Annotated in this window: 15 protein-coding genes and 3 pseudogenes; 3 read left to right on the top strand and 15 right to left on the bottom strand. The window is 64.7% G+C overall.

What is annotated here, in order from left to right; translation table 11 throughout:
- From ACZK2V_RS18650 to ACZK2V_RS18660, 3 genes are read right to left on the bottom strand one after another with little or no spacing between them, the layout of a single operon-like run.
- On the bottom strand, positions 1-657 hold the full coding sequence (locus ACZK2V_RS18650) for a type IV pilus inner membrane component PilO (protein ID WP_049400744.1): 657 nt from the start codon (positions 655-657) through the stop codon (positions 1-3).
- A complete protein-coding gene (locus ACZK2V_RS18655) occupies positions 654-1,550 on the bottom strand; it encodes a PilN domain-containing protein (protein WP_197616963.1) in 897 nt (298 codons plus the stop codon). The genes ACZK2V_RS18650 and ACZK2V_RS18655 overlap by 4 nt, the downstream gene beginning before the upstream one ends.
- Positions 1,550-2,608 (bottom strand): pilus assembly protein PilM, encoded by a 1,059-nt coding sequence (locus tag ACZK2V_RS18660; protein WP_010484061.1) that lies wholly within the window; start codon positions 2,606-2,608, stop codon positions 1,550-1,552. Before ACZK2V_RS18660 ends, ACZK2V_RS18655 begins: the two co-directional genes overlap by 1 nt.
- Before the next feature lie 219 nt (positions 2,609-2,827).
- On the opposite strand from ACZK2V_RS18660, the gene ACZK2V_RS18665 reads away from it, so the two are divergent.
- Together ACZK2V_RS18665 and ACZK2V_RS18670 are read left to right on the top strand one after the other, a co-directional pair.
- A complete protein-coding gene (locus ACZK2V_RS18665) occupies positions 2,828-5,251 on the top strand; it encodes a penicillin-binding protein 1A (RefSeq protein ID WP_486322666.1) in 2,424 nt (807 codons plus the stop codon).
- A 368-nt stretch (positions 5,252-5,619) separates the two neighbouring features.
- The gene (locus tag ACZK2V_RS18670) at positions 5,620-6,264 is read left to right on the top strand and encodes a hypothetical protein (RefSeq protein WP_012511978.1); all 645 of its coding nucleotides are present in this window, start codon (positions 5,620-5,622) and stop codon (positions 6,262-6,264) included.
- 281 nt (positions 6,265-6,545) lie between these two features.
- On the opposite strand, the gene ACZK2V_RS18675 is transcribed toward ACZK2V_RS18670, so the two are convergent.
- The 12 genes and pseudogenes from ACZK2V_RS18675 to ACZK2V_RS18730 form a co-directional block, all read right to left on the bottom strand.
- Positions 6,546-7,289 carry a hypothetical protein gene (locus tag ACZK2V_RS18675; protein ID WP_486322667.1) on the bottom strand — a complete coding sequence of 248 codons (744 nt, stop codon included), beginning with the start codon at positions 7,287-7,289 and terminating at the stop codon, positions 6,546-6,548.
- Positions 7,290-7,358: 69 nt separating this feature from the next.
- Positions 7,359-12,458: pseudogene (locus ACZK2V_RS18680) on the bottom strand (YadA-like family protein); the annotation flags it as partial.
- A 285-nt stretch (positions 12,459-12,743) separates the two neighbouring features.
- Positions 12,744-12,824 (bottom strand): annotated as a pseudogene (locus tag ACZK2V_RS18685) (ESPR-type extended signal peptide-containing protein); the annotation flags it as partial.
- Between the two features lie 61 nt (positions 12,825-12,885).
- Entirely contained in the window at positions 12,886-13,593 is a 708-nt protein-coding gene (locus ACZK2V_RS18690) for a pilus assembly protein (protein WP_486322668.1), read from the bottom strand.
- An 18-nt stretch (positions 13,594-13,611) separates the two neighbouring features.
- Complete coding sequence (locus ACZK2V_RS18695) at positions 13,612-14,745, bottom strand: CfaE/CblD family pilus tip adhesin (protein ID WP_154353295.1); 1,134 nt, start codon at positions 14,743-14,745, stop codon at positions 13,612-13,614.
- Positions 14,742-17,472, bottom strand: a pseudogene (locus ACZK2V_RS18700) (TcfC E-set like domain-containing protein). The gene ACZK2V_RS18695 and the pseudogene ACZK2V_RS18700 overlap by 4 nt, the downstream one beginning before the upstream one ends.
- 51 nt (positions 17,473-17,523) lie before the next feature.
- On the bottom strand, positions 17,524-18,033 hold the full coding sequence (locus ACZK2V_RS18705) for a CS1 type fimbrial major subunit (RefSeq protein ID WP_154353297.1): 510 nt from the start codon (positions 18,031-18,033) through the stop codon (positions 17,524-17,526).
- A gap of 338 nt (positions 18,034-18,371) precedes the next feature.
- Positions 18,372-18,734, bottom strand: coding sequence for a NirD/YgiW/YdeI family stress tolerance protein (locus ACZK2V_RS18710; RefSeq protein WP_201117212.1), 363 nt, complete (start codon positions 18,732-18,734; stop codon positions 18,372-18,374).
- 299 nt (positions 18,735-19,033) lie between these two features.
- Complete coding sequence (locus ACZK2V_RS18715) at positions 19,034-20,104, bottom strand: hypothetical protein (RefSeq protein ID WP_486322669.1); 1,071 nt, start codon at positions 20,102-20,104, stop codon at positions 19,034-19,036.
- A gap of 345 nt (positions 20,105-20,449) precedes the next feature.
- Positions 20,450-21,727 carry a citrate synthase gene (locus tag ACZK2V_RS18720; RefSeq protein ID WP_486322670.1) on the bottom strand — a complete coding sequence of 426 codons (1,278 nt, stop codon included), beginning with the start codon at positions 21,725-21,727 and terminating at the stop codon, positions 20,450-20,452.
- A 296-nt stretch (positions 21,728-22,023) separates the two neighbouring features.
- On the bottom strand, positions 22,024-22,266 hold the full coding sequence (locus ACZK2V_RS18725; RefSeq protein ID WP_005418951.1) for a type B 50S ribosomal protein L31: 243 nt from the start codon (positions 22,264-22,266) through the stop codon (positions 22,024-22,026).
- A gap of 88 nt (positions 22,267-22,354) precedes the next feature.
- The gene (locus ACZK2V_RS18730; protein ID WP_478470995.1) at positions 22,355-23,293 is read right to left on the bottom strand and encodes a nucleoside hydrolase; all 939 of its coding nucleotides are present in this window, start codon (positions 23,291-23,293) and stop codon (positions 22,355-22,357) included.
- Positions 23,294-23,518: 225 nt separating this feature from the next.
- On the opposite strand from ACZK2V_RS18730, the gene ACZK2V_RS18735 reads away from it, so the two are divergent.
- Positions 23,519-24,847 carry a Fic family protein gene (locus ACZK2V_RS18735; protein WP_065427838.1) on the top strand — a complete coding sequence of 443 codons (1,329 nt, stop codon included), beginning with the start codon at positions 23,519-23,521 and terminating at the stop codon, positions 24,845-24,847.
- Positions 24,848-24,913: the final 66 nt, after the last annotated feature.

Here is a 24,913-nt window from a genome sequence, read left to right on the forward strand (position 1 = left end):
TCACTTCTTCTCCTCCTTGCCGGCGTCAGCCGCCTGCTGTGCCTGCACTTCGGTCTCATCCAGATAGCGATAGGTCTTGACCGTGCCGGACAGCTCCAGCGCACCACTGCGGGCGTTGCCGCTGGTCTTGTCCTTGGGCTTGAGGTTGATGTCGTGCATGGTCAGGATGACCACGCGCGGCAGCGACGCCACGCCACTGACGAAGGCACCGAACTGGTGGTAACTGCCCACCATGCGCAGCTTGATCGGCTTCTCGGCGTAGAACTCCTTGACCTGCTCCTGCTCCGGCTCGAACAGCTCGTTGGTCAGGCCGCTGGACAGCGCAGTCTGCGAGATGTCGATGATCAGGTCCGGCATTTCGGTCTTGCTGGGCAGCTGCCGCAGCATCTGCTGCAGCACCTGTTCCATCTGTGCCAGCTGCTGCTTCAGCGGCGCCAGGTTCACCGCACGCTCCTGCTGCTTGGTGAACTCCGAACGCAGCTCGACTTCCTTCGATTCCAGGCCGGCCAGTTCCTCGCGCTTGCCACTGATCAGCAGCATCCACGCCACGAACATGATCACCAGCGCCAACAGCGAGCAGAAGACGATCTTGGCCTTCTGCGGCCAGTTGCCGATGTCGTTGAAATCCAGGTTCTTCAGATCGATTTTCTGGCTCATGCGCGATCCCCCTGCAGCGGGGCGTTGAAGGCCTGCGGCGGCTGCGCCAGGCGGCTGCCCTCGGACTTCGGCGCAGGCTTTGCAGCCGGGGCTGCCGGCTGGTTCGGCGTAGCCGGGGCCGGGGTGGCAGCAGGTGCGTTGACCGGCGCGGCGGCGGGAGCGGGTGCAGCCGGTGCAGCAGCAGGCTGGCCGGCGGCCGGTGCAGCAGGTGCCGCTGCATCCGGGCCGGCTGCAAGCGGTGCCACTGCGGGCGGAGCCGGCGTTGCCACCGAACCATCGGCGTTGAGGCCTGGCGTACCGGCCACTTCCTCACTCTGTGCCGGCAGCTTCACCTTGACCACGAACACATAGGGCAGCGCCTTGATGTCGGCCAGCGGGCCCACCTTGCCGTCCTTGTCCTTCTCGGGATCACGCGCTTCGATGATCGACAGTTCCGGGTTGGTCATCCAACCGGAGGTCTCCAGGTTGCGCATGTAGGCCGAAACACGGGCATTGGACTGGGTACGGCCTTCCAGGGTCAGCACGTCGCCTTCCTGCTTCAGCGCGGTCAGCACCAGGCCATCGGGAATCGTGCGCACCAGCGCATCGAACAGGTGCACCATCTGCGAGCGCTTGGCCTGCAGTTCCTCGATCACCTTCTTGCGGGCCAGCAGGCGTTCCTTCTGCGCGTCGAGGCGGTCGATCTCCTTGTTCTGTTCCTTGACCTTCTCGATCTCGGCTTCCAGATAGGCGTTGCGGTCCATCTGGCCGCTCACCTGGCGGTCGTAGTAGAACCAGATCACCAGCGACAGCAGCAGGCCACCGATCGCGGCCATGCCCAGCATTGCGTAGAACTCGCGCTGGCGTTGCTTGCGCCGTTCGGCGCGCCAGGGCAATAGATTGATGCGTGCCATCAGTCGAAGCTCCTCAGCGCCAGACCGGTTGCGATCATCAGCGCGGGGGCATCCTGGGCCAGCGCATGCGCGTTCACCTTCGGCCCCAGGGTCATCTGCGCCAGCGGGTTGGCGACCACGGTCGGCACGCCCAGCTGTTCCTCGACCATTTCCGGCAGACCGCCCAGCACGGCGCAGCCACCGGCCAGCACGATGTGATCAACGCGGTTGAACTCGCTGCCTGCGTAGAAGAACTGCAGCAGGCGGCTGATCTGCTGGACCGTGGCTTCCTTGAACGGCTCCAGCACTTCCATCTCGTAGCTTTCCGGCAGCCCGCCCTGGCGCTTGGCCAGTCCGGCTTCCTCGTAGCTCAGGCCGTAGCGGCGCATGATCTCGTCGGTCAGCTGCTTGCCACCGAACACCTGTTCGCGGCTGTACAGGCTGCGGCCGCCGCGCAGGACATTGAGGGTGGTCATGGTGGCACCGATGTCGACCAGCGCGACCACACCCTCGATGGATACCGGCAGCTCGCTGGCGACCAGGGCATAGGCGTTCTCGACCGCGAAGGCCTCCACGTCCATCACCTTGGCCTGCAGGCCACCCAGCTCCAGCGCCGACTGGCGCAGTTCCACGTTCTCCGAACGCGACGCGGCCAGCAGCACCTGGACCATCTCCGGGTTGTTCGGGATCGCCCCGATCACCTCGAAGTCCAGGTTCACTTCCTCGATCGGGTACGGAATGTAGTTGACCGCTTCCAGCTCGATCTGGGCTTCCATGTCGTTCTCGTCGAGCTCGGCCGGCATCGGGATCACCTTGGTGATCACCGCCGACCCAGCGACGGCGGCAGCGGCCAGCTTGGCCTTGCTCCCCGAGCGGTTCATCGCGCGGCGGATGGCCTCACCCACGGCCTCCACTTCCACGATGTTCTTCTCCACCACCGCATTCGGCGGAAGAGGTTCCACAGCGTAATGTTCCACACGAAAACGATTGCCACTGCGGGACAGCTGCAAAAGCTTTACCGCAGTCGAACTGATGTCGACGCCTACAAGCGGCGACTGACTTTTTGGGATGAGCCCCACGGTTTCTCCCCTGCCGACGGGCACTTGGACGCAAGACCTGCGCCCGAGCATTAATAACGTATTCTTAGCAAATGGCAACGGCCCTGCTGTGAAGTCCCTCACGGATTCACCATGCAGCCCCTGACTGTTCCCCTTGCGCTCCCCGGTGCCGACCCCAGCCGCCACCTTGCGTAATCTATACTCTGCGACCACGAAATTCGCAATCGGAATCTGAACCCGATGACTCGACTCCGCCGCTGGCTGCGCTGGATCTTCCTGATTGTCCTGGTCCTGGCGCTGATCGGCGCGGCCGCCGTGGGCGGTCTGTACTACGCCGTGTCCTCCAAGCTTCCCGACGTGCAGACCCTGCGCGACGTGGAAATGCAGGAGCCCATGTACGTCTATGCTGCCGACGGCAAGCTGATGGCGGTGTTCGGCGAGACCCGCCGTACCCCCATCACCATGAAGGACGTGCCCGAGCGCCTGAAGCAGGCGTTCCTGGCCACCGAGGATGCCCGCTTCTACGAGCATGGCGGTGTGGACTACATGGGCATCGGCCGTGCGGTGTGGCTGCTGGCCACCACCAACGACAAGCGCGTGCCGGGTGGCTCCACCATCACCCAGCAGGTGGCCCGCCAGTTCTTCCTCAGCTCCGAGTACAGCTACACCCGCAAGCTGGCCGAGATCCTGCTGGCGCGGAAGATCGAGTCCGAGCTGAGCAAGGACGAGATCTTCGAGCTGTACCTGAACAAGAGTTTCTTCGGCAACCGCGCCTACGGCGTGGCCGCCGCCGCCGAGTTCTACTACGGCAAGAAGCTGAACGAGCTGGACCTGGATGAAATGGCCTCGCTGGCCGGCATCCCCAAGTTCCCGTCTTCGGGCAACCCGATCTCCAACCCGGAACGTGCCCGCCAGCGCCGCGACAACTATGTGCTGCAGCGCATGGCCGACCTGAAGTTCGTCAGCCAGGCCGAGGCCGACGCGGCCAAGGCCGTGCCGATGCACGCCACCGCGCATGAACCGCCGGTGCAGGTCGATGCCCCCTACGTGGCCGAGCTGGTGCGCCAGGAAATGATCGCCCGCTTCGGCGGCGATGTGGTCAACAAGGGTTACCACGTCACCACCACCATCGATGCCACCCTGCAAACCGCCGCCAACCAGTCGGTGCGCGACGGCCTGCTGCTGTACGACCACCGCCACGGCTGGCACGGCGTGGAGAAGCAGGTGCAGGTGGGTGCCGGCGAAGACGCCGCTGCCCTGGCCGAGCACCTGCGTGGCATGTACGGCCAGGCCGGCCTGCTGCCGGCCATCGTCGCCAGCACCGGTGCCGATGGCAGCGCAACGGTGGTGCTGGCAAACCGCAGCGAGATCGTGCTGCCGGCCGGCGCCGCCAAGTGGACCAACAAGACCCCGGGCAAGCTGGTGCAGCGTGGCGACATTGTGCGCGTGCGCGCCGGGGCCAAGGAAGGTGAGTGGCTGCTGGATCAGATCCCGCGCGGCCAGTCCGCACTGGTCTCGCTGGATGCCCACAACGGCGCGTTGAAGGCGCTGGTCGGTGGCTTCAGCTTCTCCGGCAACAAGTTCAACCGCGCCACCCAGGCCCGTCGACAGCCGGGTTCGAGCTTCAAGCCGTTCGTCTACGCCGCCGCCTTCGACAAGGGTTACAACCCGGCCTCGATCGTGCTCGACGCCCCGGTCGTGTTCCGCGACCGCCGCGGCAAGACCTGGGCCCCGCAGAACGACGGTGGCGGCTTCCGCGGCCCGATGCGCCTGCGTGAAGCGCTGGTGCAGTCGCGCAACCTGGTCTCGGTGCGCCTGCTCGATGGCATGGGCGTGGACTACGCGCGCAAGTACATCAGCGAGTTTGGCTTTGCCGAATCGGAACTGCCGCCGAACCTGTCGATGTCGCTGGGTACCGCCTCGCTGACCCCGCTGTCGGTGGCCCGTGGCTACGCCGTGTTCGCCAACGGCGGCTCGCGCGTGGATACGTGGCTGATCGACCAGGTCAATGACCGCGACGGCAACCTGGTGTTCAAGGAAAACCCGGCACTGGCCTGCCGCGACTGCGCCGGCAGCAGCGACCAGCCGGTCAACCAGGTGGTGGACGGCTTCAACTTCGGCGCCCCGGCCCCGAAGGTGGACCCGGCCGCCGCGGCCAAGGCCGAAGCCAAGGTCGAAACCCCGGCGGCACCGGCCAACCCGGATGCCCGCACCGCCCCGCGCGCGATCGACGCCCGCACCGCCTACCAGCTGGTGTCGATGATGCGCGACGTGGTCCAGCGCGGTACCGGTGCCCAGGCCAAGGTGCTCGGCCGCGAGGACGTGGGTGGCAAGACCGGCTCCACCAACGACCACCGTGACGCCTGGTTCTCCGGCTTCGGCGGCCCGTACGTGACCACCGTGTGGGTGGGCCGCGACGACTTCCGCTCGCTGGGTTACCGCGAATACGGTGGCAAGGCCGCCCTGCCGATCTGGATCGACTACATGCGCACCGCGCTGAAGGACACCCCGATCGCGCAGAACGAACCGCCCAGCGGCATGGTCCAGGCCACCCTCAACGGCGCCACCGAGTGGGTGAAGGTGGAAGACATGGACCGCCTGACCGACTACGACCTGAACCTCAATACCCCGCAGGCCGACGCCGCCGCGTTCGATATCTTCTGAGGAAGGGTTCGGCGGGTGCCGCTCTGGTAGATGCCAACCTTGGTTGGCGCCGATGCGGCTCTGGTAGCTGCCAACCTTGGTTGGCGCCGATGCCGCCCCGGTAGTTGCCAACCTTGGTTGGCGCCTCGTGCCGACCAAGGTCGGCATCTACCAAAGCGTGGGTGGGGCCAACCTTGGTCGGCACCGATGCCGCCCCGGTAGCTGCCAACCTTGGTTGGCACCGATGCTGCCCTGGTAGCCGCCAACCTTGGTTGGCGCCCCGTGCCGACCAAGGTCGGCACCCACCAAAGCGGTTGCATCCGCCATACCCACGCAGATGTCACATCCGTGCGCTAGTCTGTAGCCAGGTCGCAACAAGGAGTCATCGCATGCATCGCGCCCGTCAGCATGCTGCCAGCCAGACCCGCGAGCGGCGCCACCGCCTCGCCCACGAAGCCGCCCGCCTGATGGCCGAAGGCGGCATCCGCGACTACCACCAGGCCAAGTTGAAGGCCGCCAGCCGGCTCGGCATCCACGACGATGCCTCCCTGCCCCGCAATACCGAGATCGAAGACGCCCTGCGCGAGTACCAGCGGCTGTTCTCCGGGCCCCAGCACGGCAACGAACTGCAGCGCCGCCGTGAAGCCGCCATGCGTGCGCTGGAGTTCCTGCACGGCTTCGCCCCGCGCCTGGCCGGTCCGGTACTGGACGGCACCGCCGACGCCAACAGCCCCGTGCAGCTGCACCTGCACAGTGACGACCCGGAAGCCGTGCATCGCTTCCTGGACGAACACGGCATTCCCGCCGAATCGCGCACACGCCGCCTGCGCATGGACCGCGAACGCTGCCTGGACGTGCCGGTGTGGGTGTTCAGTGCCGAAGAGCTGACCTTCGACCTGGCCGTGCTGCCCTACGACGCCCTGCGCCAGGCACCACTGTCACCGGTGGATGAGAAGCCGATGCGACGCGCGTCGGTGGCACAGTTGCGGCAGGTGCTGGCCGAAGCGGAGATCACCGCGTATATCGGCGGGTAACGGTAGCGCCGGTCCATGGCCGGCGAGCGCAGCGGCGCCTGCCTTGGGTGGGTGCGGACCGTTGGTCCGCACTGTGCTTCGGGCATTTCGATGGCTGGCCGGAGAGCAGTCGAGCATGGCTCGACTCTACAGGGGCGCTGCACCCGTGTTTGGTAGGTGCGGACCGCTGGTCCGCACTGTGCTTCGGGCATTTCGATGGCTGAGCGGAGAGCAGTCGAGCAAGCTCGACTCTACAAAAGCGGTGTTACCTGCTCTGGCAGATGATGCCCATCTTGCTCCCGCTACCAGACAAAACGGGTATCGCGCAGCGGGTCGCTGAGCAGCCGCGGCAACCACGGTGCGGGGGCACGCTGCGGATATTCCCGCATCATCTGTGCGTGCATGGCCTGCAGGTCCCGCAACACCCAGGACTGGTAGTAGATGTCGTTGAACCCATCCGACCAACCACTCTTCACCCGCTCATGCTCGTCTGCCTCCAACGACGGCATCTGGTCCAACGACACCTCCAGGATCGTCGCCAGCGCCGCGTTGATCTGCGCATTCTCCGCACCGGCCTGGCGCACGTAGTCCAACCGATCCAGCACCCGCCGGCAATCGTAGGGAAAGCACCCACCTGTGGCCATGATGTAGTCAGCGATGTCCGCCAGCATGTCGGCTTTCAGCCGCCACACCACTTCGCTGTCCATCACCTGCCGTACCCGCATCGTGCGCAGCGTGCTCGCCCGCACCTCCTCCGGCGTAGTGAACGGAGCACCCGGCGTGCTGCCCGCGTGGCGCACCAGCACGATGCGATGGATCGCCTCCCTGGTGACACCCTCGATGCGCAGCGCCGCTGTCTCCGGATGCACGCGCGGCGTCGGCACGCTCAGCATCCGCCACATGTACCACAGCACCAGCAACAGACCGGCGATGCACAGCCCGCTCATCAGCGTCCACAGATCCAGGTTCCGCGTGTAGTAGCGATAGCGCGCCCGCCAGATGTAGAACGTGCGATAGCTGATGATTCCCTTTACCCATCTGTACATCGCCATCTCCTGGGCGAGGACCCCGGCGCGGCGGGGTGGATTACGCGCGTCACGCCGGGGCTCCATGGCTTACCAGCCGATGCCTACGCCGACGCCCATGCTGCGCTCACCGCTGTTGGTGAACGCGCCATTGAGGCTGAAGGTGGCCGAGCCCTTCTCGTTGAGCACGCGCTGGTAGCCCACCGCCATGGCCGACTCTCCCTCGCTGTAGCCCACACCCGCACCGAGGCGGTTGTAGGTGGCCAGGCCGGCGGTGTTCATCGCCATCGCCGTCTGCGCACTGCTCATCGCCGCCATGCGGTTGAAGCGCTTGTCCATCTTGTCCAGGCGGCGCTCGAAGTTGCTGATCGCCCCATCGGTGTACTCGTTGGCGCGGGCCAGCATCTTCTCCAGCTCGGCGGTGTCGACCTGCGGCTTCGGCGATTCGTCCTTGTTGGCCTTCGGCTGCGGCGTGGGCTTGTCACCCTCGCCTACCGAAGCGACCTGCTGGGAATCCTTGCCCTCCGGTACCACCGAAGTTTCCTCGGCCTGCGGCTTCGGCACCGAGGACGACGCCAGTGCGCGCGGTGCCGGGGCATCGTCGATGCGCTGCTCCAGACCATCCATGCGGCCGTTGAGCTGCTGCTGCATCGAATGCAGCTGGCCACCGTTGACTGCATCGCGGCTGCCGGCCGCGATCAGGCCGTTGGCCACGTTGGAGATGACCATGCCGTTGGCGCCGGCGAGGGTGAGCTGGTTGACGCCGTCGGCGCGGACCGAGGGGGTTTCCTGGAACACGGAGCGAAGTTGGGTTTCGACCTTGTCCACGCGCGAGGTGCTGGTGACGACCGCGCCATCCAGCGCTTCAAGTGCGCCATTCAACGTGGACTGCACGTGGCCCTGCACGTTGAAGCTCGGGCCAACGATGTTGCCGTTGGCATCGACCTCACCGCCGAGGGGGAGAGTGCACCACGCAGCTGACCGACTGTGGCGGCGTTGTGGTTGGCAGTGCCGTTGGCGATGTTTACCAAGCGGCGCCCTGCGGCCAGACTACCGAACGATACAGTGTTCGCCTCGGTTGCCTCAGAACCTGCACCCACTGCCACCGACCAAGCCGCGCCAGCATCCACCTTGGCACCGGAGCCCATAGCGATTCCGTGCTGTGCGCTCACTTGAGATCCCGCGCCCACGGCAAAGCCGCCAACTGCTCGTTCCTCAACATATGAACCTCTTCCCAGCGCCACAGAATTAACGCCAAGCGCCGCTGCATAGGCTCCAAGCGCCGTACCACCGTCGACCCCAGTCATTGCAGAATCGCCGATTGCCACGCCCAAGAAGCCAGCAAAGGCATCTTCACTTAGCTCATCTGTATTGATCTTCAGGAAGCGCCCTTGATGCTCAATCTTGGATACCCGATCACTGACGCCAAACAACTGGCGACCGGTCACCACGTCGTGACTATCCCCAGAGACTGAACCATCGGCCACACCAGTCAAACGCGCACCACCGTAGTCGATGACGCTCGCATCCAACCCACGCATTGCCTGCTGCCCCATCTCCCGCTCCTTGCGCATCTCCTCCAGATCATTCCGATTCTGCGAGATCTTCTGCTCTGCGGCGTACAGCTGGTTGCCGGTTACGGCATCACGGCTTCCTGGGGCCACTCGGCCGTCGGCAAGATTGGTCAGCACCATGCCGTTCACGCCATTCAGCGCGATCTGGCTGACGCCGTCAGCGTGGGCCGAAGGTGAATCCTGGAAGATCGAGCTAAGCTGGCCTTCCACCTTGTCCGCGCGACGGCCTACGGTGATGACCGAGCCATCGAGTGCCGACAGCGCATCTTCGACAGTGTTCTGCGTTCCGCCCTGCACCGTGTAGGTCGGAGCGATGATGTTGCCGTTGCCGTCCATGCCTGCGCCGCCGCCGAGCGTGGCGAGGGAATCCTTGAGCTGGGAGACGGTGCTGGCGTTGTGGTCGGCAGTGCCGCGCGCGATGTTTACAAGGCGGCGCTGAATGCCAACACCACCAAATGACGCAACTCCCTCTTCATCTGCTTGGGAGCCATTCCCAAGTGCTAGCGAGCCGTGAGCCCCGCTTCCAACTCTTGCGCCAGCACCAATCGCGATACCTTCATTCGCGCCGCCCGCGCCTCCACCGACCTGTGCACCGACTCCCATTGCGAATCCATTCTCGGAATCCACAGAGACACTCGCCGCTCTACCGATTGCGGTGGAGTTCCTCCCCATCGCCTCCGCAAACGTGCCCACCGCGGTTCCTCCTTCTAGTCCAGTCTTTGCTGAATTTCCGACCGCAACGCCTGCCACACCGGCTGCTGCGCGCTCACTGATGGGCGCTGAGCCTATACTCACAAACTGCGCGACATCCTCAAGATCTGAGACGCGTGAATTGGTTGAATGCAGCTGCTTACCAGACACAGCCTCGGAACTGCTTGCGCTCAAGTGCCCATCTGCAACTCCTATGATCTTCCGATTGGCATTGGCGCTGTTGCGAACATCCAACGTCGTACCGCTATTCTTCTCACCCAAGCGCACATTGCCAGTCGCGGATACCTGCGCCACCAACCCACCCAGCGCCGCAGTCTCGGCCAGCGCCTTGGCCGCATCCCCCTTTGCCACGGCAGCTTCCGTGCCCGCAGACTTGGCAATACCCTCCACCGTAGCCACCTTGTCATTGGTGGCATTGAGCTGCCTGCCGTTGACGGCCTCATAGCTGCTGGCGCTGACTACTCCATCGGCCACGCCGGTCAGCCTCCGATTCGCGTTCGCGCTGTTGCGTACATCCAGCACGGCGCCGCTGTTCTTCTCGCCAACACGAACGTTGCCGTTGACAGCGACTTGACCGACAAGGCCCTTCAAGACTCCAGTATCAGCCAGTGCCGTGTCCGCGCTGTTCTTCGCTGCGCTGGCTGTCGTCTGTGCCGAGTTCACGTTCACGTTGGTTTCATGGAGCTGCTTGCCGGTCACGGCCTCGTTGCTGGTCGCGCTGATGGCCCCGTCGGCAACGCCCAGAATCCTGCGGTTCGCATTGGCGCTGTTGCGCACATCCAGCTGCGTGCCACTGTTCCTCTCACCCAGACGAACACTGCCATTGGCAGCGGACTGGTTGACCAGGCCACCCAGCACCACTGTCTCGGCCAGTGCCTTGCCCGATTCCACCTTTGCGGCATTGGCGGTGGTCGTCGCGCCGTCAGCTGCTGTCTGGGCCTTGGTCACGGCCTGGTTGGTGGCATGAAGCTGGTTGCCGGTGATGGCATCCGTGCTGCCGGCACCCACCGCACCATCGGCAATGTACTGGATCTTCCGCTTCCTGCTGGCGCTGCCAACCGATACCGAATTGGCCGAAGCGGTCACTGCACCTGCACCCAGCGCAACGGCATTCTCATGTGAAGCCTGAGCGCGGTCACCCAGCGCCACGGAGCTGGTGTTCGAAGCCTTGGCCAGATTGCCCAGCGCACTGGCGAACTTTGCCGTCGCCTCGCTACCCCGCCCCAGTGCCGTTGCCTGGCTGGCGCTGGCTTTGCTCAGATAGCCAACCGCAGTGCCATGCTCTGCCTCGGCCTTGGCGTCGCCGCCCACAGCAATAGAGAAGTTGCCGCTTGCATTTGCACGGAAGCCGGTTGCTACGGCACCGTTGGCGCTACGGGTTCCGGCGCCAACCGAGACACCCGCATTCTGGTTCGCCACCTTGTTACCATCCGCATCCACACCAGCGCGTGCGTCATCGCCCAGCGCTACGCTGCGGCCGTTGTACGCTTTGGCGTTGTTGCCGAGTGCAGTGCTGATACCGAAGCTGCCGTTCTCCGCGCTGGCGCCCTTGCCCAAGGCCAAGGTGGCCGCGTCGATACGATTCGTCGCGGCCTGCGCAATTGACTTTACCGCGACCAGCTCACCCGTGACATCGCCGGCGGTCTTCTCCACGGCCGAGAGCCGGGTATTGGTCTGGAACAACTGATTGCCGGTAATGGCATCGGTGCTGCCGGCACCCACCACACCATCGGCGACGTACTGGATCCTCCGCGTGGACTTTGCGTTGCCCACGGACACGGAATTGGCCGAGGCGGTGACCGAACCAGCCCCCAGCGCAACTGCGTTCTCGTGCCCTGCATGTGCACCGTTTCCAAGGGCCAGTGAACTGACGCCCGTTGCCCTCGCAAGATTGCCCACTGCGGTGGCGAACTTCGCCGTTGCCTGCGTTCCTCGCCCCAGGGCCGTCGTCTGCTGGGCCCCGGCGATACTGGCTTTCCCGAAAGCGGTACTCAGCTCTTCATTGGCGACGGCATCCGAACCGATCGCAACAGAGAAATTGCCACCCGCAACGGCCTTGTGACCCATGGCCACGGCACCGTGCGCACTCCGGGTACCGGACCCCACCGAGACGCCGCCCGCCCTGCCATTGACCTTGTTTCCCGCCACATCGACGCCGGCGCGCGTCATCGCCGAGCGCAACGCTCGCGCCGTTGTAGCCTTTGGCGTTGTTGCCGACTGCCGTGCTTGCGCCATAGGTGGTATTCGACTCTGCCAATGCTCCCTTGCCAAGCGCCAGTGCCGTCGCATCCACCCGATTGTTGACCGATTGCGCAAGGGTTTGCGTTGCAAACAGCTGCTTGCCGGTAACGGCATCCGTGCTTGCCGCACTCAAGCGCGCATCGGCCACGTTTACAATTCGTCGCTTGGTAGACGCGTTGCCAACGGAGACCGAGTTTGCCTCGGTCGCTTCTGAGTTGGCGCCAATGGCGGCCGACCCATTAGCCAGCGCCTTCGCATGATGACCGAGAGCAATACCGCTGTACTCCGCACGCGAGTTTCCGCCCAGGGCGATTGCTCCCGAGTAGCCGTTGGTGCCCGCGAATGCATTGCCGCCGATTGCAATATGGGAGACCCCCGCACTGCTAGCGACGGTGTTCGCCCCGCTACCCAGAGCGATTGAGTTCTGGCTATATGCCTTGGCATTGTTGCCCAACGCTGTCGCCCCAATGCCCAGAGCCACGGAGCTGGCCCCAACAGCAACCGAATAGCCGTTTCTGGCATCCGCCCTGTAGCCAATGACCACATTGCTATCGCCGTCGCCCGCAGCATCGTTCCCTATCAGAACACTTCCGACACCCGACAGCGAAGACCCCGTCCCGAAGAGTACAGAGTTCCGCCCCTTTACAGCCGACCTGGACCCGACAGCGATCAGGAGCTCGCCAGAAACGGTAGGCCCCTTCTGTGCCCCGTCTGTCAGATGCACATAGTCGGTCCAGACAAGATCGGGGGGGAATTCTATGCCATTGGCTGACCGCATCAAGGAGTAAGAGGGATCAATCCCCGGCACGTTCAAACCAAGGCCAGCACTATCCTCATGAGAGACTTCATGCTCGGCTTCTTCGGTCTGGTTCTCGTCGGCGGTGGCCAGCAACGGCGAGGCTGAAAGCACTGCCAGCGCAAGCCCCTTACTTAGTGTTCGTGACGACTTCCCATGCGCCCTGCTGAATTCACTGCCCACCACCCAGCACTGTTTGGCCACACTCCAGATACGTCGATAGATTCGATTCATGCTTTTTCTCCTTAACAACAAAGGGAAATGAAGCCCCGCGCGTGCGCGGGGCAATGGAAGGTCAGGCGCTTGGCGCCAGGGTCGTCACGTGATCGCGATAGCCGTCGTTCGACAGGCGGTACTGCAACTGCAGGGTGTTGCCCGGCCGGAGCTGGAAGGGCAAGGTCAGCGCAGCATCGGGGTAGAGACTTGTGGACAGCTCGCGCGGCGTGCACGCGCCGCCTGCGTTGCATTCGGCGGCACCGGTAATGCCCACCCGCAGCGTGCCGGTATTGCGCAGGGTGTTGCCTTGTAGTTTCAGATCCACGTGGCCTTTGGCAGGCACCACGTTCACCAGCGCGCCCCAGACCAGGCTGACGCCGACGTTGGCCTGCGCCGCCTGTTCATCGCCTTCCAGGATCGTGCCGTCGGGACCTTTCACCCCCTCGAAGTAGATGCGGTAGGCCGCCTCCTTCTCGACGGTCTGCAGTGGAATCACCCGGATCAGGCGATTGCCACCGCCACTGAGTGCGAACTTGCCGGGCGTGATGGCAATCGCCGCATCGGCCGCTTCCACTTCGATCTCTTCCTCACCCACCTGTGCCGGGTTGGTGATGCGCAGCAGGCGTGCCTGCACGTACTGCGGCTGGGTGGACTGCGAGTACACGCGGATCTTCGTGCCGTGCATGGCATCCACCGCAGCGCGCATCGGATGAATGGACAGATTGGCCTGTGCCGGCGGGGCCAGCAGTGCGCTCAGCGGCAGCAGGCAGAACAGCAGCTTCTTCATGATGAGCCTCCGGAGGGATCAGGGTTTGGCGGTCGGTACGCGCAGCTCCACCGTCAGCTCGCCCTCATAGAGACCGGGGCGTTTGCTGGCGATGGACGTGGGCGGTGTTTCCAGCGTCAGTGGCGTGGGCACGCAGTACACGGGCTGGCTGATGCCCGGCAGCCGCACCATGCGCAGTTGTGCGCTGTCGATGCCGCGCAGCAACTGTTCCTCGCCGTGCTTCATCGCCAGCAGGTTGCCGCCGTAGTTCAGCCCGACCTGGTAGTCGAGGCGCTGGGTATCGTCGCTGCCGCCGTCCTGATGCCAGACCGCAAAGTCGCGCCCCGGCGGTGGGCGCGGCCCGCTGTCGCGCACGGTGACGCCGAGGAATTCGCTCTGCGAACCCACGCCGTCGTAGAGGCACATGTCCACGTCCTTGCGCCCGGCGACGACCTTGCGAATGGGGTCGTAGCGCAGGTCCATGTTGACCAGGGGTGCAACGCCATCGAAGCCGGGGAAGTAGATCGTGACGGCGTCGTAGTCGGTGACGGTGAAGTCGAAATTGAAGGTGGCTGTTGCAACCGGTGCGGCGGCTGGATCGGCTTTGATGTTCAGACGCATGGTGGCCTTCCAGTGGCCGGCAACGAGCCTCGCAAGCTCATATGCTGGAATAGTCAGAGCAGCACCTGTGCCGACTGGTTCGTCCGATACACATTGGTACCAGAACGCTTCATTCAGAATGCGCTTCTGACGGTCCCAGTAATCGATATTGCAGCGAGGACCCGACATAACCCGCAACAGGCTTCCTACCGCACGAACTTCCGTACGCAGGCCGGTCCTAAGATCAACGAGACGCAACACTATCTCAGTTGTTCCCACTGACATTTTCGGCTCACTTTCCGTCTGACACCTCCCAAACTCACTGTCAGACGCAGACCCACAAACCACATGGATCTGCCCATACTTCATCGCCAGGTCGTGGCTGAACCCCAGCACCGTCCGCGGTGCCCACAGCTCCACATCGCCCGGCACCGCCGAGCGATCCCACGACATCACGATGTCCCGGCTCTGATCCGTCGGATGCGTCTCCGGCGGCCACTGCGCCCACGCCCTGGGCGCCAGCACCACCAGCGAACACACCAGCATCAACACCAACAACACACGCCGGTTCATGGCGTTCCTCCTGCAGCAGCGGTCTGGGGCGTGGCGGCAATCAGTGCGCGTTCCTGCAGCAGGCGGGTCACGCGGGCCTGCTGGCGGATCTCCGCCGGCAGCTGGGCCACGGCCAGCGGCTCGCAGTGCACGGCACCGACCAGCAGCACCACCTGGCGGCGCTCGCGCACCTGCAGCGGGCAGTGCAGCAGGCGGTCGTCCTGCAGCAGGTACAGCGTTGTCTCGCGACGCGGGAAGTCGGCGACGAAGCCACCGTTGGCGCTGGTGCCGGGCACCGGCGCGTTGAGGATGCGGGCGCCGCCCAGCGGCGCTCCGGCAAGATCCTTGGCGTTGCCGATGAAGGTGTAGGTCACCTCGATCGGCACCGGCATGCGCATCAGGCGGCCGGGGCTGAGGAACATCGGCCGCGCGCCACCCACGCCGGTCACGCGGATGGCGGCGATGCTGTCCAGCGTGCTGGCATCCTGCACTTCGGCGCGATGCGACTGGTACGACGACAACGGCAGCAACCGGCGCTCGCCAATCTGCAGGCGTTGCCTGCGCAGGCCGCCCACCTGCAGTTCGGCCGCCACACCGCGCAGGTCGACGTCATCGGTGTCGGCCACCTGCACGGCCAGGCCGGCATCGGCGCCATTGCTGCCGCTCCAGTAGAAGCCGCGCTTGCCCAGCGCGAAGCCGGAGCTGTGCATGCCGCTGTAGGCGGTCTCGCTGCGGCCGCGCTGCTGGTAGTGCGCCAGCGTGGCGCCGCTCTGGCCGAGGCTGTTCTGCAGCTGGCCGCTGAGCGTGGCGCTGTAGCGGTCGCTGTTGTTGGCGCGCAGTTCGGCCGACAGCTCGCGGTACTGCGCATCGACGTCCTGGCGCAGGCTGTGGCCAATGCTGTAGTTGATGTCCGGGCGCTGGTGCTGCGGCTGGCGCACGTCCACGCTGTAGCGGCGCTGGCCGCTGCCGGCGGTGCCGCGCAGCAGGCGGGTCAGGCTCAGGTTGAAGTAGATGCCGCGGTCGCGTTGGTCACTGCCGCGCAGGCTGTCGCTGGCACGCTGCTGCCACACGCCCACGCGCGTGGAGACGCTGAAATCCTGCCAGCGATGGCTGCGGCTGAAGCTGGCCTGCCAGGTGCGGCTGAGCTGCGGCTCGCGGCGCGGTTGCCACGGCGGTGGCAGTGGCAGCAGCGGGTCCAGCCCGGCCAGAGGGTCGCCCTCCGCACCGGGAAGCTCGCGCCCGGCGCGCCAGGTCTGGCGCCGCGTGTAGCCCACATAGGCGCTGCCACCGGCCAGTGGCAGCGCCATCGAGGCGCTGAGCGAACTGGTGCAGCCCAGCTGGTCGCGGGCGTCGGCCTCGAACTGGCAGGCCTTGCCGCGCATGCGCTGATGGTAGATGTTCCAGGATGCGGTGCGGCGGTACGACAGCTGGTGCTGCTGGCCGGTGCTGCCATCGCTGCCGCGCATGCCGCCAAAGCTGGCGCGCAGTTCCTGGGTGGCGTACAGGCGGCGCAGGTCCACGCGCAGTTCGCCGTAGCGGAAGCCGCCGAGGTCGGCGGCACCGGCCACCACCGCCACGTCGCGGCCCAGCGGCACACGCATGCCAGCCACCGCCACGCGTTCGCCATCGAAGCGATCACTGCGGCGCTCGCTGCGCTTGCCGCCCTGCACGAACCACTGCCACTGGCTGTTGGTCCAGTCGCCGCCCTTGTCGAACGGCGCGTCTTCGCTGCGCACCAGCACGCCATCTTCGTGGATGCGCAGGGTGACGTTGTAGTTGCCGAACGGGAAGTTGCGGGTGTCGATCTGGTTGATGCCGGCCTGCAGGTAGAAGGTCTGCAGCAGGCGCGTGCCGTCGTAGGCATCCACACGTGCGTCGCGCGCCAGCAGTACGGTCAGCGGCGTGGCCTGCACGGCAGCATCAGCGTCCACGTAGGCCTGGGTGGTGCCCACGCGCAGGCCCTGGAAGCGGTCCAGCGGCAGCATGCTGAAACTGAAGGTGCCGCCCTGTGGGCTGGACAGGTTGCGGCGATCCATGCGCCCGGCCTGCAGGTAGTGCGCCTGCCCCAGGTCGTGGCGGTAATAGACGTTGTCGAACTCGAACGCGCTGTCACTGCCGCGGCTGCGGTAGCGCTGCTGGTTGAAGTTCCATTCGGCGGAGACATGCCCGCGATCAAACAGGCCCAGCACGCCGGTGCCTCGCGCGGACAGCGTCTGGTAGTCGCGGCTGCCACTCACATTGATCACCTGCTGGTGCAGGAAGGCGTTCTCGGCGTTGGCGCTGACGCGGTGGAAGCGCTCGGCAGCCGGCTTGCCGGGAATCCACTGGCGGGCGACGAACAGGCGCACTGCGCCCTCGCCCTCGTCGTACAGCGCGCACGGCGGCGGGGTCTTCCGGTGGATCGAGATAGCCGCAGCCGGCGGTGGCCCCACCGAAGCGGCAGGCCAGGTGGCTGTTGCGCGGCATGGGCTGTGACAACGCGGGCAACAGCGCGGCCTGCGCCTCGGCGGGCAGGTCGAGCGCCTGCAGCACGCTTGCTGGATCTTCCAGTAGTACGTGCTCCAGGGTTACGCGCACCGGCGACAGCCCGGCCGAGCGGCCGAACAGCTGGATGTCGAGTTGTTCGGTCTGGCCTTCGACCAGATCCTCGAAGCCGGGCGGGACGCCGCGTGCGGCCACCAGTGGAGTGGACAACGCCAGGGCGAGCGCGACCGCCAGCCGGGTGATGGCGGGGGCGTGTGATGTCATGGGGGTACCGCTGGAAAAGCAGCCGGCCCGGCGTGCGGGCCGGCGCGGGAATTAAGGCGTGGTGGCCTTCTGGTTCAGCACGACGCTGACGATGCCGCCGTAGCGGCCCTTGGTGGTGATCGGCGCCGGGGTAGTCTGGGCGATGGTCAACGGCATCGAAATCGAGGCGCCCGGGGTAGAGCCAGCACCCGTGAACAGATCAGCCGCCTTGTACTCAATCGCAGTGGCATCCAGCGTGCGATTGTTCAGGCTGACGGTCATCGGGATGGTGACGGTGCCGGTCTCGTTGGCCAGGACGAATGGGCCGTCGATACGGGCCTCGATGTCGGCCTTCTCATCATTGGAATGGATACGCACACGCTGGGTATCCGGGATCAGCCCGCGCAGCGGGTCGTGGGTCAGGGTGACCATATCCGGCAGCGGAGTACCGTCATCACGCAGCAGGGCCAGGGTCGGGTCGACGTCGGCGTAGACGGAGATCTTGGTTTCCACGGCGTGCGCGGACAGCGAAGCCGTGGCCAGCGCTGCAGCGAGCGCGGCCTTCTTGAGAATGGCGTTCATGGGTTGTCTCTCTCGGACAAGGGGGAATGAGAAAGCCCCCTCTCCCCTAAGGAGAAAGGGAGGGAGGCGCCGCCCGCAGAGGTGGTTACGGGCGACGGAGAGAATGTTAGGAACCCATTGTCCTGCAGGCCATTCAAGCATTCCTAAAACGTTGAACGTTAAGAAGAATCTTTGAATTAGTTCAACGTTCCAGGCTTATGCAATTTCCCTCATTCGGTAAATGCAACGAATCTCATTGCTTCGCCTTTGTAGACACAGCTTCTCCGGTCATTTCCACGTGATCCACGCATGGCGTGGCTCTACTGTAGAGCCGAGCCCATGCTCGGCTGCCGTTCGCTTCAACCGGCAGGCACCACGCTGACGCGATCAACATCGATGTCGGTCGGCTTGAACCGATGCGTGTCGACCTTGCCATGCAGTTCCACCACGGTGTCCGCACCAATGGCCTGCTGCGGCAGGTCGTCGTCATCGATCTCCACTTCGATCTGGCCACTGGCGTCGCGGAACTGGTAACGCTCGTGGCCAAGCTTGGCGACCAGGGTACCACGCAGCACCACCGGGTGGTCATCGCGCTGGGCGCGCGCATCGGCCACGGTGCTGACAGCGGTTCCTGCGCCTGGGCCGGTGTACTGCGCGAACCCCTGCGGGCTCAACAGGGTGAGCGGCGTGGCGATGAGGGCAATGGCAAGCAGTCGGTTCATGGTGGTCTCCATGGCTGAGTAAGTGTCCTCAGGTTCTATCGCCCCGGATGTGATGCCTATGCAATAGATCCGAAAAGATGTGAAAGCGACACTCAGTGTCAGAATTCGTTCAGATCCTGAAGCAAGGTTTTGTAGAGTCGAGCACGGCTCGACTCTACAAAGACCCATCCACGCATGCGTGGACCTCGCGCTGGCGCGTGATCAGAAGAAGATCGCGTACAGGATCAGCAGCGGAATCGGTACGCCCAACAACCAGAGCAGAATCATTTTCATGGCAGGTCTCCTTGCATGGAACGGGGTTACAGGTCGCGACGGCGGCCGCCCCAGGTGGCGCTGAGGCTGGCGAAGAACGCGCCGATCAGCAGCGTGATGAACAGCCACAGCGCGGCATACGCTGCTGCCTTGCGGGCATCGTCGGCCGCCTGCTTGGCAGTGTTCTTGGCCTTCTCCAGCGCAGCACGCATGCGCGTCTGCACATCGGTCACGCGCGCCTGCGCTTCGGCCTGACTCATGCCGGTCTCGCGCGCGATCAGCTGGGACAGGTACTGGGTGTCGGCCGGATCCAGGCCATCTCCCTGCAGACTGTTGACGATGATGCGATTCACCTCGGCACGCACTTCACGGCGGTCAGCCACCGGGCCATTGCCTGGCATCGGACGCGGCGGTGCGGCCATGCGCGCGTCGCGCGGGCCGACGCTTGCGACCGGCGGCGGCGGGGCCGCATTCGGATCCATCGGCGCACCCGGCGGAGGCGGCGTTGCAGGATCAGACGGCCCTGCGCTGGTGGCACTTCGGAACAGCGAGTCCACCCAGTAGTTGAGGTCGCCTTCCGGCGCAGCCGCGGCGGCGCTACCGGCACTCGCGGCGGCAACGCCTGCCGTGGAGGCAGCGGCGCCTGCAGTGGCACCGGCCACTTTCGCGCCCGTGCCGAGTACGCCGCCGATGGCCGAGGTGAGCAGACCGGCGGTGAGCAGCGTGGCCACCGCCCACGACACGAAGCCATGCGCGGTGTCGCGGAAGTAGGTTTCGTCGCCGTGGATCTGCGTCCACTTGGTACGCAGGCGTCCTGCCAGATAGCCACCCAGACCCGAAGCCGCCAGCGCGGTGAAGGTGAGCCAGATGATGCTGGACCAACCGAAGGTTTCCTTGCTGACGCCTTCAAACGACCACGGCGACACCGAGGACAGCCCCAGGCCCACGCCGAGAATCAGCAGGATGAGGGACAACGCGGCGGCGGCGGCGGCACCGGCGAAGATTGCACCCCAGGACACGGCGCTTTCGCTTGGCGGGGCAACGATGGGGGCGGCGACGACAGTGCCGACGTCAGGGCCGAGCGGGCCGCGCTCGGGTGGGTCGAATCGGGTACTCATGGGACGGACGCTCCGGATCAGATGCTGCGGATGCAGCTGGCGTCCTGAGGCTGCGCGAGCGCTTGTGAAGCTGGCGAGACCCGTGAATCACGCGGTCTTGGCGCGGTGAAGAGCGTGCCAACCAAGGTTGGCACCTACCGAAGGCGGATGCGGTGGTAGATCCACGCCATGCGTGGATGGGGAAGCGTGCCAGCCAAGGGCGAGGACAAAGTAGATCCACGCCATGCGTGGATGATTTTTCACGAGTGTCGAAAGCGTGCCAACCAAGGTTGGCAGCTACCAGAGCCGAAGCAAAAAAAACGCCCCGCGGATGCGGGGCGTTCTCGGCACAACCTACGCGGGCGATCAGCCCTGGTAGTCGCGCACGTCGCTGCCGGTGTAGACCTGGCGCGGGCGGCCGATCTTCATTTCCGGGTCAACCTGCTGTTCCAGCCAATGCGAGACCCAGCCGGAGGTGCGGCCCAGGGCGAACATGACGGTGAACATTTCGGTCGGGATCTGCAGCGCCTTGTAGATGATGCCGCTGTAGAAATCGACGTTCGGGTACAGCTTGCGGGCGACGAAGTACTCGTCCTGCAGCGCGGCCTGTTCCAGCTTCACGGCCACGTCCAGCAGCGGATCCTGCACGCCCAGCTGCTTGAGCACCTTGCTGGTCATCTCGCCGATGACCTTGGCGCGCGGGTCGAAGTTCTTGTAGACGCGGTGGCCGAAGCCCATCAGGCGGAAGCCGGAGGTCTTGTCCTTGGCCTTGACCACGGCGGATTCGACGTTGTCGGCGCTGCCGATCTCTTCCAGCATCTTCAGCACGGCTTCGTTGGCACCGCCGTGGGCCGGACCCCACAGCGCGGTGACGCCAGCGGCAACCGACGCGTACGGGTTGGCACCGGTCGAGCCGACCAGGCGCACGGTCGAGGTCGAGGCGTTCTGCTCGTGGTCGGCGTGCAGGATGAACAGCAGGTCCAGCGCCTTGACCACGTCCGGGTTCAGATCGTACTGGCCATCAGCCGACTCGAAGGTCTGCTTCAGGAAGCGGCTGACGTAGTCCAGCGAGGTGTCCGGCTTGTTGGCCGGCAGGCCCTTGCCGTGGCGGTAGATCAGCGCCGACAGGGTCGGCACCTTGGCGATCAGGCGCACAGCGGCCTGGCGGCGCTGTTCGGCGTCGGACAGGTCCAGCGAGGCGTGGTAGATGCCCGACAGCTGCGCGATGGCGGCGGTCAGGATGGCCATCGGATGTGCATCCTTGGCGAAGCTGCCGATCAGGGTGTTGATCGACTCATCGACGTTGGCTTCAGCCGCCAGCTCGTCGGTGAAGGCCTTCAGCTGCTCGGCGCTCGGGCGCTCGCCGTTGATCAGCAGGTAGGCCACTTCGACGTAGCTCGACTTTTCCGACAGCTGTTCGATCGGGTAGCCGCGGTACAGCAGCACGCCCTTGTCGCCGTCGATGTAGGTGATGGCGGACTTGCAGCTGGCCGTCGCGGTGAAGCCGGAATCGTAGGTGAAGAACCCCGTTTCCTTGGTCAGCTTCGCGATGTCGACGCAGTCGTTGCCAAGGGTGGGTTTGATGACGGGCAGAACGACCGACTTATCGCCGGCGTTGAGCGTGACCTGATCAAGATCGGACACTGTGTGCGCTCCTTCATGGGAAGGCGCCTGCCCAAGCGCATTGGTCAGGCACGTGAATGACGTCCACGACCTGTGTCGTGGATCACGCCATTATCGCACAGCAGCATTTGCCCGGCGCTAGACAGAAGTCGTAGACGGCAGGCGGCCAGAACCCGGCCAGCAAGCGGCCCGGATCGGCAAAAGCGTTGTCATACGAACGCAGTGTTCCGCCCATCCAAACGCCCGTTGGGTAGGCGTTGGGGAAAAACAAACGGCCGCGCAGAGCGCGGCCGTCGGTTCGAAGCGGGATCGACAGATCAGCGCGCGTAGCGCTTCTGGAACTTGTCGATACGGCCCGAGGTGTCGATGACCTTGTGCTTGCCCGTGTAGAACGGGTGCGAAGCAGAGGAAATTTCAACCTTGACCAGCGGGTATTCGTTGCCGTCTTCCCACTGGATGGTTTCCTTCGTGCCCATGGTCGAGCGGGTCAGGAACTTGAAATCGGAGGTGACGTCATGGAAGACGACGTCGCGGTAGTTCGGATGGATATCGGCCTTCATGGGCTCACACCGTAAATGGGCTGGTGGTCAAGAGCGGCATTATAAGCACCGGTTGCCGCCCGGGGCAACCGGTGCCGGTCGATCGGCTTCAGTCCGCGCCCAGGGCCTGGCGTACCAGGGCCTCGAAACGCTGCTGGTCGTAGGCCATCAGCAGATCGCAGTTGTCCGGCTGGCCGGTCTGGCGGTTCCAGTCGACGATGGTGGCGCCGCGGCTGAACGTGCCGTTCAGCTCCACGTTCAGCGGCCGCGATTCGACCTGCAACTGCCCTTCCGGGTTCAGCGCCCAGGCCATGGCAACCGCATCGGCGGTGTACCAGCGGCCGCCCTTGCTGTCTTCGGACAGGGCACGGGTCTTGCGCGAGATCAGCTCATAGAAGCGGGCGCGATCGGAGTCGGCCTGCAGCCACTTCTCGGCTTCTTCCAGCGGCAGGCCGTGGGCGACGGTAGCCTCCCAGTCCGACACGAGCAGGTGCTTGAACGAGGTGAACACCACGTGCGCCGCTTCCGGATCGAAGGCGATGTTGAATTCGGCCGCCGGGGTGATGTTGCCGTGGCAGGTGACCGCCCCGCCCATCACCACGATGCGCTTGATGCGCTGGGGCAGGGTCGGGTCCAGCTTCAGTGCCAGCGCCAGGTTGGTCAGCGGGCCAAGCATCACCAGCATCAGTTCGCCGGCATGCTCGTGCGACAGGCGCAGGATGGCCAGCGCAGCGTGCTCGGCTTCAGCCTGGCGGCTCGGCGGCGGCAGGTCCACGTCGCCATAGCCATCACTGCCATGCACGTGGGCAGCGTCGACGGAGGGATGCAGCAGCGGATCCGGGCTTCCGGCAAACACCGGCACGTCGGCGCGGCCAACGATATCGCAGAGCTTGAGGGCGTTGCGGACGGTGTACTGCAGGCCGACATTGCCGGCGGCGATGGTCAGGGCGACCACATCGTGCCGTTCATCGGCAAAGGCCATCAGCAGGGCCAGGGCGTCGTCCACACCGGGGTCGGTGTCGATCAACAGGGGGATCTTGTGGGTCATCGTTGCCGTCTTCAGATCGGCAACGAAGTGTGGACCGGGATGATGACCGTTGCAATACCGGCCTGCCCCAGCGGCAAAGATGTGGGGGAGAGGGTTGGATCCGTTGCCCCCACCAACGCCCTGGCCAGCGCACTCACGAACATGAACAGATTTTAGTTCCGGGTCGCTTGGAGCGCCCAACATCATTTGCTATAAAAAGTTATGCACATTTCATAGAAAACAACCATGAAGCTGCCCGCGCCAGCTCCCGATCTGGCAACCCTCACCCGGAAGTACATGGAGACCCTCGGTACCATCCTGGACGCCCGGATCGGGCCCGAGGTGAACGGCGCCTATGAGCATTGGGACAAAGTCCGCCACAGAGCGCCACCGGCGGGCCTGAACGCGGAGCAGTGGTGGCTGGGCATCACGTGGACGCGCGCAGCATTGCTGAAGCCGCTACCGCTGTTGCTGGACAAGACGCAGCAACCCTTCAAGCTCGCACTCACCGATTCGATGCAGCGGCACCTGCATTACATCGACCGGGAGGCCGCAGGCTCGGTGAAGGGTGTGGATGCCGCCAGCGGCCAAGGACGGTTCCTGATCCGCTCGCTGATTGAGGAAGCGATGACCTCATCGCAGTTGGAGGGCGCCTCGACCACACGGGCCGTGGCGAAGGAAATGCTCAGCACGGGCCGTGCGCCGCGCGACCAGTCCGAGCGCATGATCTACAACAACTACGTGGCAATGAACGTGATCCGCGAGCGCGGCATACGCCCGATCACTCCCGGCGAGATTCTGGAGCTGCACAGCATCCTCACCGACGGCACACTGGAGCTACCCACCGACAGCGGGCGTTTCAGAACCGCCGAAGACAACGTTGCGATCTTCGATCGCGGCTCACCACCTACGCTGCTGCACATCCCTCCTCCGGCCGAGGAAGTGCCTGCGCGGATCGAGCGGCTGTGCACGTTCATCAATGAGGAAAGCACACCGTTCATCCATCCTGTCGCCAAAGCCATCGCACTGCATTTCCAGATTGGCTACGACCATCCTTTCGTGGATGGCAATGGCCGTACGGCACGCGCACTGTTCTACTGGGCGATGATGAATGCCGGATATTGGATGACCGAGTACTTCTCCATTTCCAGCGTCTTGAAGAAGTCCCCAGGCAAGTACATGCGGGCCTACCTCTACACCGAAAGCGACAACCGGGATCTTGGCTACTTCGTGGCGCAACAACTGGAGGCGATTGAGCAATCGATCCAGGGTTTGCATGCCTACATCGCCAGGAAGCATGCGGAGGATCAGGCAGCGCGACGCGTGCTGCGAACCGCCCGGCTTGGCGGTGTGCCTCTCAATCATCGTCAGCGCGCGTTGCTGGCCAACGCGCTGAAGGATCCTGACCGGACCTACACCGTCGCCAGCCACCAGGCGGCACACACCATTACCTATCCGACCGCGTTGAAGGATCTGAACGGATTGGTGGCTTCCGGGCTTGTCAGCAAAGAGCGCGTCGGGAAGGCGTCCGAGTATCTCGTGCTACCCGGTCTGTCGGAACGTTTGGCGCTGTAGATCTACGCCATGCGGGGATGACGGGAAGGTGATCGAAAGCGCTGTCTGTAGAGTCGAGCCATGCTC

Source organism: Stenotrophomonas sp. 93052_Sma (genome assembly GCF_056481145.1).